At 53.3% G+C, this 17,935-nt stretch carries 18 protein-coding genes and 1 pseudogene; 12 read left to right on the top strand and 7 right to left on the bottom strand.

Annotation, left to right across the window (positions count from 1 at the left end; translation table 11 throughout):
- The first annotated feature begins 59 nt into the window (after positions 1–59).
- The 8 genes from ccpN (at position 60) to CCB157_RS13525 (ending at position 9,227) form a co-directional block, all read left to right on the top strand.
- The gene (ccpN, locus tag CCB157_RS13565; RefSeq protein ID WP_238594721.1) at positions 60–701 is read left to right on the top strand and encodes a transcriptional regulator CcpN; all 642 of its coding nucleotides are present in this window, start codon (positions 60–62) and stop codon (positions 699–701) included.
- The gene (locus CCB157_RS13560; protein ID WP_077616419.1) at positions 701–1,519 is read left to right on the top strand and encodes a pyruvate, water dikinase regulatory protein; all 819 of its coding nucleotides are present in this window, start codon (positions 701–703) and stop codon (positions 1,517–1,519) included. Before ccpN ends, CCB157_RS13560 begins: the two co-directional genes overlap by 1 nt.
- Positions 1,520–2,110: 591 nt before the next feature.
- On the top strand, positions 2,111–3,901 hold the full coding sequence (gene dnaG / locus CCB157_RS13550) for a DNA primase (RefSeq protein WP_193432306.1): 1,791 nt from the start codon (positions 2,111–2,113) through the stop codon (positions 3,899–3,901).
- 34 nt (positions 3,902–3,935) lie between these two features.
- Positions 3,936–5,054, top strand: coding sequence for an RNA polymerase sigma factor RpoD (gene rpoD / locus CCB157_RS13545; protein WP_077616416.1), 1,119 nt, complete (start codon positions 3,936–3,938; stop codon positions 5,052–5,054).
- 286 nt (positions 5,055–5,340) lie between these two features.
- Positions 5,341–6,480 (top strand): acyl-CoA dehydrogenase, encoded by a 1,140-nt coding sequence (locus CCB157_RS13540; RefSeq protein WP_077616415.1) that lies wholly within the window; start codon positions 5,341–5,343, stop codon positions 6,478–6,480.
- A 322-nt stretch (positions 6,481–6,802) separates the two neighbouring features.
- Entirely contained in the window at positions 6,803–7,171 is a 369-nt protein-coding gene (gene cccA / locus CCB157_RS13535) for a cytochrome c550 (protein WP_077616414.1), read from the top strand.
- Between the two features lie 239 nt (positions 7,172–7,410).
- Positions 7,411–8,106 carry a tRNA (adenine(22)-N(1))-methyltransferase gene (locus CCB157_RS13530; protein WP_077616413.1) on the top strand — a complete coding sequence of 232 codons (696 nt, stop codon included), beginning with the start codon at positions 7,411–7,413 and terminating at the stop codon, positions 8,104–8,106.
- The gene (locus tag CCB157_RS13525; protein ID WP_077616412.1) at positions 8,103–9,227 is read left to right on the top strand and encodes a Nif3-like dinuclear metal center hexameric protein; all 1,125 of its coding nucleotides are present in this window, start codon (positions 8,103–8,105) and stop codon (positions 9,225–9,227) included. Before CCB157_RS13530 ends, CCB157_RS13525 begins: the two co-directional genes overlap by 4 nt.
- Before the next feature lie 38 nt (positions 9,228–9,265).
- Here CCB157_RS13525 and CCB157_RS13520 read toward each other — a convergent pair whose 3' ends face one another.
- Positions 9,266–10,237 carry a 4-hydroxy-3-methylbut-2-enyl diphosphate reductase gene (locus CCB157_RS13520; RefSeq protein WP_077616411.1) on the bottom strand — a complete coding sequence of 324 codons (972 nt, stop codon included), beginning with the start codon at positions 10,235–10,237 and terminating at the stop codon, positions 9,266–9,268.
- A 107-nt stretch (positions 10,238–10,344) separates the two neighbouring features.
- Positions 10,345–11,172: a VrrA/YqfQ family protein gene (gene vrrA, locus CCB157_RS13515; protein WP_158077325.1), complete on the bottom strand. Its 828-nt coding sequence runs from the start codon at positions 11,170–11,172 to the stop codon at positions 10,345–10,347.
- Between the two features lie 237 nt (positions 11,173–11,409).
- Here vrrA and CCB157_RS13510 point away from each other — a divergent pair, with 237 nt between their 5' ends.
- On the top strand, positions 11,410–12,303 hold the full coding sequence (locus CCB157_RS13510; protein WP_077616409.1) for a deoxyribonuclease IV: 894 nt from the start codon (positions 11,410–11,412) through the stop codon (positions 12,301–12,303).
- A 147-nt stretch (positions 12,304–12,450) separates the two neighbouring features.
- Here CCB157_RS13510 and CCB157_RS13505 read toward each other — a convergent pair whose 3' ends face one another.
- The gene (locus CCB157_RS13505) at positions 12,451–12,723 is read right to left on the bottom strand and encodes a DUF2624 domain-containing protein (protein ID WP_158077324.1); all 273 of its coding nucleotides are present in this window, start codon (positions 12,721–12,723) and stop codon (positions 12,451–12,453) included.
- Between the two features lie 447 nt (positions 12,724–13,170).
- On the opposite strand from CCB157_RS13505, the gene CCB157_RS13500 reads away from it, so the two are divergent.
- Both CCB157_RS13500 and CCB157_RS13490 read left to right on the top strand, forming a co-directional pair.
- The gene (locus CCB157_RS13500) at positions 13,171–13,500 is read left to right on the top strand and encodes an ATP-binding protein (protein ID WP_143287056.1); all 330 of its coding nucleotides are present in this window, start codon (positions 13,171–13,173) and stop codon (positions 13,498–13,500) included.
- Positions 13,501–13,729: 229 nt separating this feature from the next.
- Positions 13,730–14,146 (top strand): DUF456 domain-containing protein, encoded by a 417-nt coding sequence (locus CCB157_RS13490; protein WP_077616405.1) that lies wholly within the window; start codon positions 13,730–13,732, stop codon positions 14,144–14,146.
- A 54-nt stretch (positions 14,147–14,200) separates the two neighbouring features.
- On the opposite strand, the gene ispG is transcribed toward CCB157_RS13490, so the two are convergent.
- Together ispG and yqfZ are read right to left on the bottom strand one after the other, a co-directional pair.
- Complete coding sequence (ispG, locus tag CCB157_RS13485; RefSeq protein ID WP_077616404.1) at positions 14,201–15,313, bottom strand: flavodoxin-dependent (E)-4-hydroxy-3-methylbut-2-enyl-diphosphate synthase; 1,113 nt, start codon at positions 15,311–15,313, stop codon at positions 14,201–14,203.
- Positions 15,314–15,539: 226 nt separating this feature from the next.
- Complete coding sequence (yqfZ, locus tag CCB157_RS13480) at positions 15,540–15,875, bottom strand: protein YqfZ (protein ID WP_077616403.1); 336 nt, start codon at positions 15,873–15,875, stop codon at positions 15,540–15,542.
- Positions 15,876–16,082: 207 nt separating this feature from the next.
- On the opposite strand from yqfZ, the gene CCB157_RS13475 reads away from it, so the two are divergent.
- The gene (locus CCB157_RS13475; protein ID WP_077616402.1) at positions 16,083–16,733 is read left to right on the top strand and encodes an NfeD family protein; all 651 of its coding nucleotides are present in this window, start codon (positions 16,083–16,085) and stop codon (positions 16,731–16,733) included.
- Between the two features lie 86 nt (positions 16,734–16,819).
- Here the strand turns inward: CCB157_RS13475 and CCB157_RS13470 are convergent, their stop codons facing one another.
- Positions 16,820–17,338 carry a DUF1189 family protein gene (locus CCB157_RS13470; RefSeq protein ID WP_077616401.1) on the bottom strand — a complete coding sequence of 173 codons (519 nt, stop codon included), beginning with the start codon at positions 17,336–17,338 and terminating at the stop codon, positions 16,820–16,822.
- Positions 17,339–17,689: 351 nt separating this feature from the next.
- Positions 17,690–17,935, bottom strand: a pseudogene (locus CCB157_RS18105) (ISNCY family transposase); the annotation flags it as partial.

Below are 17,935 nucleotides of genomic sequence, written 5' to 3'. Positions count from 1 at the left end.
TTTCCCCCTATGTCTAATCAATATAGAGCACAGATCAAGCGTTGGGTGTCGAATAGGCGGTGAGAAAAATGGAATTGAACGAACGGCAAAAGAAGATTCTTGAAATCGCAAAGGAACACGGTCCGATCACCGGCGAACAAATCGCCGACCGCTTAAATGTGACGCGAGCGACGATCCGTCCGGATTTGGCGATCTTGACGATGTCCGGTTTTCTCGACGCGCGCCCGCGGGTCGGTTATTTTTACACCGGCAAGACGCCTTCCAAGCTGCTTTCGGAACGAATCAAAAAAATGACGGTCAAGGCTTATCAATCCATACCGGTTGTCATTCGCGAAGACGCTTCCGCTTATGATGCGATCTGCACGATGTTTTTGGAAGACGTCGGCACCTTGTTCGTCGTCAACCGCGACGGCGTTTTATCCGGCGCGCTTTCCCGAAAGGATTTGCTGCGCGCGAGCCTCGGCAATCAAGATTTGAATCACATTCCGGTGAGCGTGATCATGTCTCGGATGCCGAACATTGCGACGTGTAAAAGCACGGATCTCGTCATGGACGTGGCACGTCTTTTGATCAGCCGGCAGATCGACGGCGTGCCCGTCGTCAAGGAGACGGAAAAAGGGTTGGAAGTCATCGGTCGGATGACGAAGACGAACGTGACCAGAGCGTTCGTCGAACTTGCAGAAGGAACGGAGGATTGGTGATGGCGAATGAGGTTCAAAGGATCTATGTGATATCCGATTCGGTTGGCGAAACGGCGGAACTGGTCGTCAAAGCGGCCGCCAGCCAATTTCAAGAAGCCTTGATTGACGTCGAACGCTTTCCCTTTGTCAACGATGCGGCGACCATTGACGAACTCGTCCGTTCCGCCAAAGAAGAGCAGGCGATGATCGCTTTTACGCTCGTCGTTCCCGAGGTGAAAGCGCACTTGCTTCGCACGGCGTCTGAACACGGGGTGCCGGCCGTGGACATCATCGGTCCGGTCATTCAGACGATGGAAAATTTGGTCCATTGTCGGCCGAAGTACGAACCGGGGTTGAGTCACAAACTGGATGAAGACTATTTCCGCCGGGTGGAGGCGATCGAGTTTGCCGTCAAGTATGATGACGGCCGCGACCCGCGCGGCATTTTAAAGGCGGATATCGTGCTGATCGGCGTGTCCCGCACGTCCAAAACGCCGCTTTCGCAATATCTCGCGATGAAGCGGTTAAAAGTCGCCAACGTTCCGATCGTGCCCGAAGTCGACCCGCCTGAGGAACTCTTCCAGGTTGACCCGAAAAAATGTTTCGGGCTTTATATCAACCCTCAGCAGCTGAATCACATCCGAAAAGAACGATTAAAAGCCCTCGGGCTTGCCAGCGACGCGAATTATGCCCGCTTGGACCGGATCGAAAAAGAATTGGCTTATTTCCAAGAAGTCGTTGAAAGGATCGGCTGTCGGGTGATTGATGTCTCGACAAGGGCCGTCGAAGAAACGGCGAATATTGTCATGAATTTGTATTTTAAGGATCGCAAGGCTTGATGGGGAGAGCGCCGAAACCGATCGGCGCCAACGTTTGCGCGCGCCATCACTTTTCATCAAAACTTTCGCGAACTGCTTGTCATTTGAAATTCACATGTATTATAATACATGTTTGTGATAAAAATAACGACTAAAGACCTTCGAACATCCATTCGTCAGCTTTCGAAAAATTAAAAAATAGAGGCTTTAGAAGGATTTTTGCAGGGAGACATCGAATAAACAGTTGATGGGTCACCGCAAAGCCGTTTATCGGCAGCGGAGCCTGCCCGATTGACGAAAATTGTCGAACCGTCTGCGTCGGGCAAGTTTGGACGGCGATTTCCGCTCGTCGTTGAACCTGTTTCGCGTTTGAAATGCCGGATTTGTGAACCGGAGCGGTTTTACGGCGAAAGCGGCGGTTTTCGTTGTCGATGCCTGCGGAGCGGATGCGGAATGCGAACGATTCTCCCTTTTCCCGTCGATGCCTGGAGCCGTACCGCGCAAACGTGTCGATGAACGCCGCAAAAAAGAGCGGCGCGGGAGTCGGATACCTCATTTCGGATCATTCGGCAGCCTCCCGATATGGATTGAAGCCGAAACGGAAAGGGGGGCATTGGCTTGAAGGTCGACGAAGGAACGATCGACAAAATCCGAGCATCCGTCGACATCGTTGACGTCATTGGTGAATACGTGCAGCTGAAAAAGCAAGGGCGCAACTATTTTGCGCTCTGTCCGTTTCACAGCGAAAAGACCCCATCTTTTTCCGTCTCCCCCGATAAGCAAATCTTTCATTGTTTCGGATGCGGCGTCGGCGGGAACGTATTCACCTTTATCATGGAAATCGAAGGGATCAGTTTTCCCGAAGCCGTTCGCCTGCTTGGTGAGAAGGCAGGCATCGATGTCCCGCTCGAAGGAAATCAAAACAGTCAGACAAATGATCGATTGGCTATATTATACCATGGAATGGAACTTCTCACCAAATTCTATCACAAACTCTTGCTGGACGAACGGTACGGAAAGAAAGCGCTGGATTATCTGCGGAAAAGGGGATTTACCGGAGAGGCGATCAGGCGGTTCCAAATCGGTTACGCCGTTCCGTCATGGGAGGCGGCGACGCGTTTTCTGGAAAGGCGAAATTTGCCGTTACCGCTGTTTGAACAAGTCGGCCTCTTGTCCAAGCGCCAGTTTGACGGAAAAATTTTCGACCGTTTCCGCGACCGCATCATGTTCCCAATTCGCGACGCAAAAGGTCGGACGGTCGCGTTTGCCGGACGGGTGCTCGGCGATCAAAAACCCAAGTATTTAAACACTCCGGAATCTAATATATTTCATAAAGGAAGAATTTTGTTCGGATACGACAGCGCCCGTCCGGCGATCAAAAGGAAAAACGAAGTCGTTCTGTTCGAAGGTTATGCGGACGTCATCAGGGCTTATCAAGCGGGCATCGATAACGGCGTCGCTTCCATGGGAACATCGCTGACGGAAGATCAAGCAAGGCTTTTGACGCGCAACGCGGAAAAAATTATCATCTGTTATGATTCCGATGAAGCGGGGACAAACGCGGCTTTCCGTGCGGCGGAAATGCTAAAGGGGTTTGGGCGGACGATCAAGATCGCCCGGATGCCCGCGGGGCTTGACCCCGATGATTACATTACCCGCTACGGCGGCGACCGGTTTCGAAACGATGTCATTGGTGCCAGCCAGACCGTGATGGCCTTTAAAATGCAATATTTAAAAAAAGGCAAGAATATGAACGATGAAGGAGATCGGCTGCGCTATATCGAAGAAGTATTGAGGGAAATCAGCACGTTAAACCAAGCCGTCGAAAGGGATCATTACCTTCGCCAACTTGCCGACGAATTCTCCCTGTCGCTCGATGCGCTAAAGCAGCAGCAATATCAAATTTATCGACGCAGGAAGCAGAAGGAGGAGGATTCACGGCATGAATCGCGCCCCATTCCCTATCGCAACGGGCAGCGCCACCTCTTGCCCGCTCATCTGGCGGCGGAAAGACAGTTGTTAGCGCATATGATGCGCGACGCCGATATCGCCGCAGAGGTGATGAACGCGATTGGCGCTTCCTTTCACGACGATCTCCACCAAGCGCTGGCCGCTCATCTCTACGCTTATTACGAAGAAGGGCGGAGTCCCGATGTCGCCGCCTTCATCGAAAAGCTTGAAGACCCTCAGTTAAAGCAGGCGGCCACCGCCATCGCCATGATGGAAATCAGCGAACAAGCTTCAAGACAAGAAATCGAAGACTATATTGCGCGCATCCTCCAATACGGAACGGAAGCAGACATTCAGCGAAAAGAGAGAGAGAGAAAAGAAGCTGAAAAGCGCCGGGATTACGAAACGGCAGCTAAAATCCTCGCCGAAATCATCGCGTTGAAAAAAAGATAGGAAGGCATTAAGGCTATGGAAGGAGGGGGATCAAATGGCAGAGAAATCGAACAAACCGGTTGAACATGATGCCAATCTCGAACAAGTGAAAGAACAGCTTGTTGAGCTCGGCAAAAAGCGCGGCGTTTTGACCTATGGTGAGATCATGGAAAAATTGGCGCCATTTGATCAGGATTCCGATCAAATCGACGAATTCTATGAATATTTGGGGGATCAAGGCATCGACGTCATCGATGACACCGACGATGCCGATCCGGACATTCTTGTCGATGAAGACAAGGATGAAGAATTTGATTTGAACGACTTGAGCGTGCCGCCGGGCGTGAAAATCAACGATCCGGTGCGCATGCATCTGAAGGAAATCGGCCGGGTGGACCTTCTCTCCGCCGAGGAAGAAATCGAGCTCGCCAAACGCATCGAACAGGGCGATGAAGAAGCCAAACGCCGCCTTGCCGAAGCGAACTTGCGCCTCGTCGTCAGCATTGCCAAACGCTACGTCGGGCGCGGCATGTTGTTCCTCGATCTCATTCAAGAGGGCAACATGGGCTTGATCAAAGCGGTGGAAAAATTCGACTACCGCAAAGGCTATAAATTCAGCACGTATGCGACGTGGTGGATCCGTCAAGCGATCACCCGGGCGATTGCGGATCAGGCGCGGACGATCCGGATTCCCGTGCACATGGTGGAAACCATTAACAAGCTGATCCGCGTGCAACGGCAAATGCTTCAAGATTTGGGGCGTGAGCCGACACCCGAAGAAATCGGCAAGGAAATGGGGCTTCCTGCCGAAAAAGTTCGCGAGATTCAAAAGATCGCCCAAGAGCCCGTCTCTCTGGAGACGCCGATCGGCGAGGAAGACGATTCCCATCTCGGCGATTTCATCGAGGATCAAGACGCGCAAGCTCCGGCTGATGCCGCGGCTTATGAGCTTTTGAAAGAGCAATTGGAAGACGTGCTCGACACGTTAACCGACCGCGAAGAGAACGTGTTGCGCCTCCGCTTCGGTCTCGATGACGGCCGGACGCGGACGCTCGAAGAGGTCGGAAAAGTGTTCGGTGTGACGAGAGAACGGATTCGCCAAATCGAGGCGAAGGCGCTTCGCAAATTGCGCCATCCAAGCCGCAGCAAGCAGCTTAAAGACTTTTTAGAATGACTCTGATTGAGTTTACTTCATCTTGAAGTAAACTTTTTTTTGCCTTTTAACCGGTAAAACCGTTCGTTGTCCGGCGATCACTCTTGCGGCTGGCGCGTCCATCCTGAAGCGCCTTCGATTTACTACCATTTTACAGAGTTTTTTTACGATTTGCAAACCCTAACCGGGAAAAATGGAGGCCCGTTGAAGGAATAATTTGCTGTATTGTCAAAAATACTATAAAATAAAGTAAAATGGAAGCGCATACAATAAAGGTATCCCCATCAAGACGAAGGGTGGTTCGGCCATGGATTTTGAATTAAGCGATGAACATCGCATGTTGCAAAAAATGATGAGGGAATTCGCCGACGCAGAGGTGGCGCCGGGGGCGATCGAACGCGACCGCACGGGTGTTTTTCCTGAGGACATCTTTAAAAAATTGGGGGAATTGGGCGTTCTCGGTTTGCCGTTTCCCGAGGAGTACGGCGGCGGGGGAGCCGATACGATCAGTTTTGTGATTGCCGTCGAAGAATTGAGCCGCGCCTGCGGATCGACGGGCATCACTTATTCGGCGCACATTTCGCTTGGCGGCGCGCCCATCCATATGTTCGGAACGGAAGAACAAAAACGAAAATATCTCGTTCCGCTTTGTACGGGCGAGGCCCTCGGGGCGTTCGGTTTGACGGAGCCTGGAGCCGGTTCGGACGCCGGAGGAACGGAAACGTCAGCGGTTGAGGACGGCGGGGAATGGGTCATCAACGGAACCAAATGTTTCATTACCAACGCTTCCTACGCGCGGGCGATTCCGATCACCGCCGTCACGGGCCGGCGAGGAAGCAAAAAAGAAATCAGCGCGATCATCGTCCCCGCGGATGCGGAAGGTCTGACCATCAGCGAACCGTACGAAAAGATGGGTTTGCACGCTTCGAATACGACCGAAATCCATTTGGAGAATGTACGCGTGCCGAAAGAAAATTTGCTCGGACGCCGCGGCGAGGGCTTTAAACAGTTTCTCGCCACCCTCGATGGCGGCCGAATCGGAATCGGAGCGATGGCGGTCGGCATCGCGCAAGCGGCTTATGAAAAAACGCTGCGTTACGCCAAAATCCGCAGGCAATTCGGGACGTCCCTCTCCAAATTTCAAGCCATTCAGTTTAAATTGGCCGATATGGCCATGAAAATTGAGCTCGCCCGCCTCATGGTCTATAAGGCCGCCTGGCTTAAGGATAACGGGAAAAATTTTTCTAAAGAGGCGGCGATGTGCAAGCTCTACGCTTCGGAAGCGTGCATGGAAATCTGCCGCGAAGCGATCCAAATTCACGGCGGCAACGGCTACATGCGCGAATATGAAGTGGAACGGTATTTGCGCGACGCCAAGCTCTTGGAAATCGGAGAAGGCACGTCGGAAGTCCAGCGGATGGTGATCGCCCGGGAAATCGGGTGTTGAGCGTGTGTCAGCAACGACCAGGCCGGCGGCCTCAGACGAGATGACGCCTCATGACCGGCCGCTCGGCGGTCGACCGCAGGGAATCGCCGCTCCTTGTCTTCGATTTGACAGACGGGCGCGGTATTTTATTGCGTGTTTTTGGCAATGGCTAAGATCGGGCGCCGTTTTAACGGGATCACGAAAACGTGACGAAATTGTGAACAAACCGTTTTTCCTTTTCTTAGCGTTTTCAATAAAGTAAAATAAAAAATGGCCTATATTTTTTTAGAAATTCGCAATATGATTCGGGAAAGGACATTCGATACATAAGGAGGAACGTTTGATGAAGCGGAATCCACTCATCCCGTTCGCGGTCATCGCGGCGCTCGGCATCGTGCTCATGATCGTGGTGAGCGTTTGGGGGGGACATGCCGCTCACGAAAGAGCTGCAAAAGAAAACGGCGCTTCGACGGAACAAAAAGCGAATGGAGCCAATCAGTCGCCGGATAAAATCTTCCAGCAAAACTGTTCATCGTGCCACGGCCAAAATCTGGAAGGCGGCGTCGGTCCGAATCTCCAACATATTGGCAGCAAAATGTCCAAAAATCAAATCTTGAATCAGATCAAAAACGGCGGCGGCCAAATGCCGGGCAATATCATTCAAGGAAAAGCGGCGGAGAAAGTCGCCGATTGGCTGGCGAAGAAAAAATAATCAAGACAAACAAGCGATCACCGCGGGTGGTCGCTTTATTTTTGGCAAATCGGCTCGTCCTCTGCGGGATTTGCCAACGCGCGGCGCCAAGTATTAAGATAAAGGATGCCATGGCCTTCTGTAGGAACAGGAACGGCCTAGGATGGTTGACGTCAGGATGAAATCTTTTGGCGGTTCGTCCCGATCACGCGCCTGAGCGTTTTCCGGAAGAACCCGCAAATCATAACGGATGGTGAACCATGAGCGACATTCATCTTTCCCGCCGTTTGCTCGCGATCGCCGAGTATGTTCCGCAAGGCGCAACGCTTGCCGATATCGGAACGGATCACGCTTATCTGCCTTGCCATGCGGCGTTGAACGGGCGGATCAAAAAGGCGATCGCCGGCGAGATCAATGAAGGGCCTTATCGGTCCGCATTAAAAACCGTGCATGCCTGCGGTTTGGCAGCCCGCATCGATGTCCGCAAAGGCGACGGGCTTTCGATTCTGAGGCCGGGCGAGGCGGATGCCGTGGTCATCGCCGGCATGGGCGGAGAATTGATTCGCCGGATACTCGAAGCGGGAGCCGATCGGCTGAACGATTCGGCCCGCCTGATTTTGCAGCCAAACAATGCCGCAGACAAGGTGCGCGCATGGCTGGACGCCAACGGATATGACATCGTGGATGAGCAAATCTTGGAAGAGGACGGCCATTTTTACGAAATCATCGCCGCCGATCCCGGCCATCCGGCGCCGCTTTCCGAACGCGAGCGCTTCTTCGGTCCGGTGTTGTTGCAAAAACAAGGGCCGGTTTTCAGGAAAAAATGGCTATCTGAATTAGAGAAACGGGAGCGCGTCTTGCGCGCTTTGGAGAAAGCCAAGCGGCCTTCCGAAACCGAAGCGAAAGCGATGGCCATAAAGAAAGAAATCGCCGAAATCAAGGGGGTTTTGGCATGACGAAAGCGGTATACGGGCACGATTTAATCCAAGCGTTTGAAAGGTGGGCCCCTCCATCGCTCGCCCTTGAAGGCGACCGAATCGGCCTGCAGATCGGCACGTTGAACAAGCCGATCAAAAAGGTGCTCGTGACGCTCGATGTGTTGGAAAACGTCGTTGAGGAAGCGAAGGAATGGGGCGCCGATCTGATCTTTTCCCATCACGCCGTCATTTATCGTCCGTTGAAAAACATGCGGACGGATGCCGGGCAAAGCAAAATCGTTGCGAAATGCATCAAGAATGACATCGCCGTCTACGTTGCCCATACGAATTTGGACGTGGCGGAAGGTGGAATGAACGATTGGCTCGCCGATGCGATCGGCATTCAAGACCGCACCGTGCTCGTCCCCGTCAAAGAGGAAAAATTATATAAACTCGCGGTCTATGTGCCGCAGTCGCACGCCGATGAAGTGCGCACGGCCATCGGTGAAGCGGGCGCGGGAGCCATCGGCCGTTACACCCATTGCACGTTTAATGTGGAAGGCAAAGGGACGTTCCTTCCCGGCGAAGGCACGCGGCCGTATCTCGGCGAACAAGGCAAACTCGAAATCGTCGACGAAGTGCGCATTGAAACAATCGTGCCTGAACGGTTGTTGGATGCGGTCATTCGCGCGATGTTGGACGTTCATCCGTATGAAGAAGTCGCGTATGACGTCTATCCTTTGGAAAACAAAGGGGTCGTTCACGGCCTGGGGCGGATCGGGACGTTGCCCGAACCGATGGCTTTGAAGGACTTGGCGGAAAAAGTCAAGGCGCGCTTGGATCTCGACGGCGTCCGGCTCGTCGGCCCGTTGGATGCCCGCGTCCGAAACGTCGCAGTCCTTGGCGGCGCCGGCAAGGACTTTATCCGCGATGCGAAACGGGCGGGCGCCGACGTGCTCATCACCGGGGACATCGATTACCACGCCGGCCATGACGCGATGCTGGAAGGCCTTTGCTTGATCGATGCCGGCCATACGATCGAAAAAGTGATGAAGAAGGGCATTGCCGCTTTCCTTAAAAAATATTTGCAGGAAAACGGCTATGACGGAACGGAAGTGTTGGCTTCCGAATGCGACACCAATCCTTTTACGTTTGTATAAACGGTGGAAACCTCTGTTGCAGCAAACAAGCCGCGGAATTAGGCATTTCCCGCGGCTTGTTTTTTCTTTTTGATGACGATCTTCGGCAAGATATCCCTGTCGGCCGGAAGCGGCCGTTTTTCCCATGTCGACGGATCGTTCGGATCGAATTGGTCAAGGAACAGGATCACTTCTTTCGTCAATTGCGTCGGCGTTGACGCGCCGGAGGTCACCGCCACGGTTTCGACGCCGTTCAGAAGCCATTCGATCTTCAGTTCGGACAAATCGGCGATCCGGTGCGCGGGCGTGCCCGCGATCTCTTCGCTCACTTGCGCCAGCCGGTTGGAATTGTTGCTGCGTGGGTCTCCGACGACGATCGTCAAATCGGCGTCCTTTGCTTGTTCGGCGACGGCTTCCTGGCGCGTTTGCGTGGCATGGCAAATTTCGTTGTGAATTTCGACGTGCGGATATTTTTCCTTGACATAAGCCATGAGATCGGCGACATCCCATTGCGACATCGTCGTCTGGTTGGTGACGATGATTTTATCCGCGTGGAGGTCCAAGCGGTCGACGTCTTCCATCGTCTCCACGAGGTGGACATAGCCGGGCGCCGTTCCGATGGCGCCTTCCGGTTCCGGATGGCCTTTTTTGCCGATATAGATGACGTGATAGCCTTGCGCCGTCTTCTCCTTGATCAAATCGTGGGTTTTCGTCACGTCCGGACAAGTGGCGTCGATGACCGTGAGCCCTTTTTCTTTGGCCAAGCGGCGCACCTCGGGAGAGACGCCGTGGGCGGTGAAGATGACGGTGCCTTTGTCGATTTCTTTGAGCAATTCGATCCGGCTTTTTCCGTCGAGGGTGATGACGCCTTCCTTCTCGAAAGCTTCGGTCACATGGCGATTGTGAACGATCATGCCTAGAATATATATGGGACGCGGCAGTTCTTTGTTCATTGCGGCTTGGCGCGCAATGACCATGGCGTCGACGACGCCGTAACAATAGCCGCGTGGCGATACTTTGATCACTTTCAAAAAAAACGCCTCCCGCCAGTGGGTATCTCTCTTTCATTATAAAGGAGACCCCGCAGGGAAACAATGAACGTTGTATGAAACGCGGGGACGGAAGGTTTCTAATCAAGTCAAAGCGCCCGAACGCGGAGGGATCGGACGCGAACGATTAAACGTATAACGTCGGCTTTGACGTTGCGGAAACGGCCGACCTTGCTTTTGGAGAACGTTCGTTGCGAGTCGAGGCGCGTTTTACCGTGGAACGCGCGGTTGTTTGCGATCGGGGTTTTTCGGCTTTTTTGGGAACGTCGCCGTCTGTCTGGCTTCGCTTTTTCGCTTTGCTTGCGCCGTTGTCGGCGTCGCCATCGCTTTTCTTTGCTCGTTTGCGCTCTGGATCCGTTTGGATAGCGATGGTTTCGCTGGACTCGGTCGTTTTTTTTGTCTTCAGTATCAGCTGGCTCGTCGTCTTTTGTATCGTTGAGTTCGCGCATCGTGCGCACCATGTTGATGAGCGCCGGAAGGTTGCGGACCATTGGGGCGAATTGCTGCACCATCGGCATGATTTGCTGCGCGACGCCGATCGCCTTTTGGACGTTTTGAAACATTCCGGCAAGCCCGCTCAACCCGCCGCCGCCCGCCGATCCGGCCCCGCTTAAGGCGTTGGTCAGGCCGCTGCCGCCGAACGTGCCCATGCCGCCGGCCGGACCGCCGAAACCGAACGGACCCGCGATTCCGGGCGTCGTCGCTGCTGTTGTACTCCCGCCGCTGTTGAACAAACCTCCGAGCAGCCTCGACAGACCGCCGCCTGTGCTCGGAGTCCCGGCACTCGGAAATCCCGGCGGCGGACCGAACATGCCAAACGGGGAAGGCATGCCTTGTGGAGCGCCGCCCGCACCCATGAACGTCCCCGGATTCATGCCGCCGGCGAAGTTTGATGTCGCCTGTCTGAACGGAAACATGTGGATATCTCTCCCTCTTGAAACCCGATCGCCGCACCGGCGGCGACCCGATGTCCTGCGATATACTATGCGTGTCTCCCGGTTTCGGTGTGCCCAAGTCGTGTCGATTCGTCCCAGTCCCGGCGGAATCCCAACCTGTTTGGAGTTGGAAGGCGTCATGCCTTCCGCTCCTTTTTACTGTATATCGGGCAAGATGGACAAGATCATGGTAAAATGGACAAGAGAGGAGGTCTGTTCTTGTTAAAAATCGGTTCTCATGTTTCGATGAAAGGCGACAAGATGCTGCTCGGCGCAAGCGAAGAGGCGGCTTCGTACGGCGCCAACGCGTTCATGATTTACACCGGTGCGCCGCAAAACACGAAGCGCAAACCGATCGAAGAATTAAACATTGAAGCCGGGCGCACGCATATGGCCGCCAACGGCATCGTTGAGATCGTCGTTCACGCGCCGTACATCATCAACATCGGCAATCCGGTGAAACCCGAAACGTTTGCGATCGGCGTCGAATTTTTGCGGAAGGAAATCGACCGGACGGAAGCCATCGGCGCCAAGCAAATCGTGCTTCATCCAGGCTCGCACGTCGGAGAAGGCGTCGAAAAGGGCATCAAGAAAATCATCGAAGGGCTTAACGAAGTGCTGGACCGGGACGATACGGTCCAAATCGCTTTGGAGACGATGGCGGGCAAAGGGTCGGAATGCGGTTTTCGCTTCGAACAGCTGGCCGACATCATCGCCGGCGTCCATCATAATGAGAAATTATCAGTCTGCTTTGACACGTGCCACACGCACGATGCCGGGTATGACATCGTCAACCGTTTTGACGACGTCCTCGATGAATTCGACCGCATTATCGGTTTGGATCGCCTGAAAGTGCTGCACATCAACGACAGCAAAAATCCTTGCGGGGCGAGAAAGGACCGGCACGAAAACATCGGTTGCGGCTATATCGGGTTTGAAGCGTTGAATCGGATCGTCCATCACCCGCAATTGGAAGATATTCCAAAAATTCTGGAGACGCCTTATGTCGGAGAAGACAAACAAAATAAAAAGCCGCCGTACAAATTTGAAATCGACATGTTGAGAAAACAAACGTTCAACGAACATTTAAAAGAAGATATCATGGCACAATAAGGCCAATATAGGAGGGGGCTCGCTTAAGGCGGGCGGCCCGTTTTTTTTTGCCGTTGCGTCATACGGATCAATCGAGGAGCGCATCCGCAAGGCTCGTCCTTACGCTCGGTTGTTTCTTGCCGGCCGAGGTCCGATGGCCGATCCTAGTCATTGCCGGTTGGCCCAGCGCAAGAAGCGCTGAAAAAGTTTTTCCAATTCTCCCGCCAATCCGGGATCGGTCGTCGCGGCGATTTGCCCAAGGATCGCTTTACGTTCGCCTTCCGAAAAGATGTCGACGGGCTGTCTTCTCAGAACAGCGATGATCGCTTCCGCCTGGCGGTTATTAAAAAAAACGCCATAGCGGCGCGCGAGCTGCTCGAGTTCGCCGGCGGTCAAACCGTTGATTTTTTGGTTGACGAATTGTTTGATCAAATGGTTCAAAGGAAGGTCACTCCCCGTTCCCGTTTCGTCGATCAAGAAAATCCGACTTTACATAAATATGTCGGACGGCTAAGGGGGGTGACGGCAAAACGCGGTTTTCCACGCAAAGGCAAGCGCGGACCATCTATGTGTGTTGATTGCGTTCGTCGTTTACGCAGGTTGCAGCCATTGGAAATGATGTTTTTTCGACCAATTTTGACAAGAAATGGCGAAAAATATATCGGGAATCACACCTATTAATGTTGGTTGATAAGTGGGAATAGCATTATATCGGATCATTGAGGAATTTTTGTCGCTTTCAAGAAAGAAACTTGAAAAGCGTCATATGAACCCCAGGCGTTTTTTCTGACGCTCGTTTCGCTCATCCAATCCGAATGCCTCTTGCGCAAGGTGCGTTTTGTCCATTCTTTTGATCGAACAAGCCGCACGCTTTCGCTTAACCACTCCATGATTAAACAGGTGGTGTTGAATATATTCCACAACGCCATGGAGGCCTTCCCGTCCGCACAGCCCGACAAATGTTTCACGATCCGCGGTCGTGCGCATAACAATGGTTATACCGTGCTTTTTTCGGACAACGGGCCCGGCATAGCGAAGGAAGTGCTCGATCAAATCGGCAAGCCCTATTTTACGACGAAAGCGAACGGGACAGGCATCGGCCTTTCGCTTTGCCAAAAAATCATCAACGATCACGACGGGCGGTTTGTCATTGAGAGTGAACCCGGTCAAGGAACGACCATTCTCATCGAATTTCCTTATGAAACGGGTGAGCGTTGAAGGGATTAACCTTGTTGGGAATTCAAACGGCGGCGGTTTCGGGACACCGGCGTCCGTGCGGAAAATCAAACCCGATGAGCGCACAACTTTTTTAAGGGGAAAGGAGCAGGCGATTCGCGCGGGAAAAATCGGCGCCGCATTGTCGGCTTGCCATTTATTTCATCAATAAAGAGACCTTGCGAACGACAAAATAAAGGTGATCCTAGAAATAACAAAGCGAGGGATCACGATGACGGATAAGGATCAAGAAAGAAGGTACAACGGCGCCATCGATGAGGATCCGTTTTTCGATGACGATACGGGCCTCAACGACATCTATCGGCGCAAAGACGCCGGACGTCCGTACGATGACGACCGTTATAGGGAAGAAACGGCGGCGGAAACGGCCGTCGACCGTCCGGTCATCGATAGACGTCGGGATGCGGCAGAAGACGATGATAGGGAAGCAGGTGGAACGGGTCTCGGTTGGCTGGCGATCGTTCTCTCCGTAGTCGGCTTGTTCTTTTTGCCGGTCATCATGGGGGCGAGCGGCATTATCGTCGGTTTCATCGCCCGTCGGCAAGGAGCGAGGGCGCTCGGCGCTTGGGCGATCGGCATCGGCGTGGCGGCAATCGTCATCAGTCTATTTACCGCTCCATTTTTCTGAATTCAGCGGCCGTCATACCCGAACGACCAAAAAAAGGCGCTTGACCCATTTGGGTCAGCGCCTTGCCGTTTCTTGGCCTTCTTTTTGTTTTTCCGCATACTCTTGCGCGAGCAGATCGATCTCTTTTTTCAGTTCGCTGACGAGTTGGTCTTCCGGCACCTTGCGTATGACCTGGCCGTGTTTGAACAACAAGCCTTCGCCCTTGCCGCCCGCGATGCCGATGTCCGCTTCCCGCGCTTCGCCGGGTCCGTTCACCGCACAGCCGAGCACGGCGACTTTGATCGGGGCTTTGATTTTTTCGATGTAATCTTCCACCTCATTAACGACTTTAAAGAGGTCGAACTGGATGCGGCCGCAAGTCGGACAAGCGATGAGCGTCGCGGCGTTCGAGGCAAGCCCGAACGTTTTCAAGAGCTCGCGGGCGACTCGCACTTCTTCGACGGGATCGGTCGCCAGCGAAATCCGAATCGTGTTTCCGATGCCTTCGTAAAGAAGAACCCCGAGGCCGGCGGCGCTTTTGATCGATCCCGAAAATTTCGTCCCGGATTCCGTGATGCCGAGGTGCAACGGGTAATCAAAAGCTTGAGCCGCTTTCCGGTAGGCTTCGATCGCCAGCCGGACGTCGGACGCTTTGAGCGATACGATGATATCGTGAAAATCAAGGTCTTCCAAAATTTTTATGTGATGCAACGCGCTTTCGACCATGCCGTCGGCCGTCGGATATCCGTATTTTTCAAGGATGCGCCGTTCGAGGGATCCCGCGTTGACGCCGATGCGTATCGGGATGCCCCTTTCCTTGGCGGCTTTCACCACGGCTTCGACTTTGTCGCGGCCGCCGATATTACCGGGGTTGATGCGGATTTTATCGGCGCCGCCTTCAATGGCCTTCAGGGCGAGTTTATAGTTAAAATGGATGTCGACGACCAGAGGGATGTTGATGCGCTTCTTGATCTCAGGGATCGCTTCGGCAGCCCGCATGTCGGGGCAGGCGACGCGAACCATTTGGCAGCCGGCTTCCTCCAGCCGATGGATTTGCGCGACCGTCGCTTCCACGTCATGCGTTTTGGTCGTCGTCATGCTTTGTATGATCACTTCATTGGCTCCACCGATCGTCAAATTCCCTACTCTGACTTTACGCGTTTTGGTCCGATGGGTGATTTGACCCATTCCCATTCGCTCCTTTTTATAAAGGCAATCTGGCCGTTATCCGCCGTCGGCTAAAGGCCGATCGTTCGGCCGTGTGAGAGACGGTCGCATCCGGCGGTCGGAACGGTCAAACCGCCAGCTTTACAACCCTCATTGTATCAGTAGGGAATGGAAAATATCAAGTTTATCCATCCCGATGAACACCGGTCACGACGGCGGCCGGCTTCCGGGATGGAAACTATCAAGTTTATTCGTTGCCGTCATCGCCGTAAACGGGGAAGCGATAACTCGCACCGATTTGAATATGGTTCGGATCTTGGCCGCCATTCAACGTTCGAAAATCGTTCAGCACTTTTTCGATCGCGATGTGCGCCGCCGGATTAAGCCGTTCGTGCACAGACAGGACGGTATCACCGGGTTCGACGGTCACGGTCCGGTAAGTCAGCCCGTCCGTTTGTTGAACGCGGGGGCTCGCTTCGGCGCGGTGGGTCCCGGGGAGAAAATTGAGCGTGCCGACGGTGATGTCGTAAAAGCTCGTCCATCCGGCGAGCGCAAACAATCCTAAAATGATGAGTTTCTTCATAACTATTCCCGCCCGTTTTCGTTCGTTTTATCCATATGTATGTTCCGGTTTTTCGTTTCATGCATTTAATTTTGGAAACCCGGCCGACCGGATCATCGTAAAATAAATAAAGAAAAGCGCCTTTCAGGCGCCCGTTGTCGATGCGTCCGCGCGGCGGCGTTTGAAGGTGTCTTTGCGGGCGAGAACGCGGTGAACGGAGGGGAAAACATGACTTTGTTAAACAACCCGGCTGTCGGATTTCTCGTCATCTTTTTGGCCGCATTGCTGGGGTTCGGTGAATGTCTCGTGAAAGCGAAAGGGGTGTTCGGCGCAACGGGAAGCGCGCTGTTTCTGCTGTATTTCCTCCATCATCTTCCCGGGAGAGCCCCCGTTTTGATGCTCGCCCTGATGATTATCGGCTTCATTTGTCTCGTTATCGACGCCAAGTTGATCAATAATGGGTCGGTCGCTTTGATCGGGTTTTTCTTGATGCTCGCCGCCTGCGCGCTTCCGGCGCCGACCGCGGTTTATGGCGTGTGTGTGGCCGTGGCCTTTTTATTGGGCAGTGCGGGGGCGCTGTTCTTATTAAAGATTTTTCCGCGCCGCACGTTTTGGTCGAAAATCATGTTGACGGAACGGCTGACGAGCGAACAGGGCTATGATTCGCTGAACAAGGAGTATAAGGGATTGGTCGGGAAAACGGGGAGGACGGCCACGCCGTGCCGGCCCGTCGGCACGATTGAGGTGGAAGGCAAACGGTACAGCGCAACGACGGAAGATTATTGGCTCGACCCCGGCGTGCCGATCGTCGTCACCAAAGTGGACGGGACGAAGCTGGTGATCGCGCCTTTAGCCGAAGAACGCCGTCAGGAGGAATAAAGGAGCCGATGTGGGCACGTCATTCGGATACATGGAATCTTCGAGAGATCGCTTCGGAGTCCCGCGCCGTCGGATCGCTTGCCCGATCACCCGGACGGACGGGATCCCCCCGGGCGGACGACGGCTTTTCCCCGAGGCTTCGGAATCGCGGAGACAAGGTTCGCGGCCATCAAATAACAGGCGAGGATGTACAGCCAGATGCTCCACGCCGGCAGCTCCTTAAATAGATTGATACAGGCAAAGAGCAACGTCGGCCACGTCATGGCGTTGACGGACAACGACCAGAGCTGCTGATAATTGAGCCTGCGCTTTAAAACGGTTTTCACCGGTAAAACCGCCAGCGCCAGGACGGTGACGAAAAAAAAGGCGGCGGCGCACAACATGATGTAATAAAAAATAAACGTCAACGGGATAAAAATAAAAGACAACCCTTTGGTCGTTTTAACGATGGTCGAAACGATCTGCGGGGAGAACAAGACTGCGCTGAGCAGGCTAAGAAAAAAGCCGTAAAGAATGTTGTTCCCGATTTTCAAAAAACGGAACATCGCTGCTTGCCGCGGATGGCGGAGATTTTTATAAAGTTGTTGCAGCATTGAAATTTGCATTTTTTATCACCGTTTAAAGTTTACCGAAGGCCGAAAGGGAGGACAAGTTTTTTTGTATGACGCCGCGGCGGTGGAATCGGTTGGGTGCATCAAGGCGGGGATGTGGTCGGGAAGCCCGGCCTTTCGAACACCTGCGGGCATTGAGGCAAAACCCTCGTTTTTTGGCGCTCGAAGACACTTTATTAGGAAAAAATCACTGAAAAAGGGATTGAATTTTCGTCAGGGGCATGGTATATTAAATGTCGTCGTGAGCAAGTGTGATAAAAAAAGTTGTGTCAAGCGTCAGTGAAAATGTCATACTAACGCGTCAGTGAATATGTCACTGATATATTTACTTTGACCTCAGTTCATTCAAGCCGGTTTCAGTTCCTTTGAATTCGTGGGCCTATATTTGCGCCAAGGATGATCAGGTCCTGGCTTGTACGATTTCTTTTCTGAGCTCTCCTTTTTCTTTTCAGGAGTTTTTGCCGCTTTGTTCCGGGTTGCTTCCATCAAGGGGTAGGGCTTACCTTTGTACCAGACAAACAGTCTGCCATCCAGCGTTTTTCGGACTTCCACCGGCGTTTTGGCCGGAATGGTTGGACTGGAATTTGGGAC

The sequence above is a fragment of the Caenibacillus caldisaponilyticus genome, from assembly GCF_002003465.1.
In the GTDB taxonomy this organism is placed as follows: Bacteria; Bacillota; Bacilli; order Bacillales; family Sporolactobacillaceae; genus Caenibacillus; species Caenibacillus caldisaponilyticus.
The sequence above is the reverse complement of the archived record's forward strand: the minus strand, read 5'-3'. Positions and strand labels throughout refer to the sequence as shown.

Bases quoted from the DNA above. Each gene is read 5' to 3' on its own strand.
- vrrA (WP_158077325.1), bottom strand. From the start codon at position 11,172: ATGTTTCCGTTCAGACAGGCGACATCAAACTTCGCCGGCGGCATGAAT.
- CCB157_RS13530 (WP_077616413.1), top strand. From the start codon at position 7,411: ATGAGCGACATTCATCTTTCCCGCCGTTTGCTCGCGATCGCCGAGTAT.
- CCB157_RS13500 (WP_143287056.1), top strand. From the start codon at position 13,171: ATGATTAAACAGGTGGTGTTGAATATATTCCACAACGCCATGGAGGCC.
- CCB157_RS13540 (WP_077616415.1), top strand. From the start codon at position 5,341: ATGGATTTTGAATTAAGCGATGAACATCGCATGTTGCAAAAAATGATG.
- CCB157_RS13525 (WP_077616412.1), top strand. From the start codon at position 8,103: ATGACGAAAGCGGTATACGGGCACGATTTAATCCAAGCGTTTGAAAGG.
- CCB157_RS13560 (WP_077616419.1), top strand. From the start codon at position 701: ATGGCGAATGAGGTTCAAAGGATCTATGTGATATCCGATTCGGTTGGC.
- CCB157_RS13470 (WP_077616401.1), bottom strand. From the start codon at position 17,338: ATGCAAATTTCAATGCTGCAACAACTTTATAAAAATCTCCGCCATCCG.
- ispG (WP_077616404.1), bottom strand. From the start codon at position 15,313: ATGGGTCAAATCACCCATCGGACCAAAACGCGTAAAGTCAGAGTAGGG.
- cccA (WP_077616414.1), top strand. From the start codon at position 6,803: ATGAAGCGGAATCCACTCATCCCGTTCGCGGTCATCGCGGCGCTCGGC.
- yqfZ (WP_077616403.1), bottom strand. From the start codon at position 15,875: ATGAAGAAACTCATCATTTTAGGATTGTTTGCGCTCGCCGGATGGACG.
- CCB157_RS13490 (WP_077616405.1), top strand. From the start codon at position 13,730: ATGACGGATAAGGATCAAGAAAGAAGGTACAACGGCGCCATCGATGAG.
- rpoD (WP_077616416.1), top strand. From the start codon at position 3,936: ATGGCAGAGAAATCGAACAAACCGGTTGAACATGATGCCAATCTCGAA.
- CCB157_RS13475 (WP_077616402.1), top strand. From the start codon at position 16,083: ATGACTTTGTTAAACAACCCGGCTGTCGGATTTCTCGTCATCTTTTTG.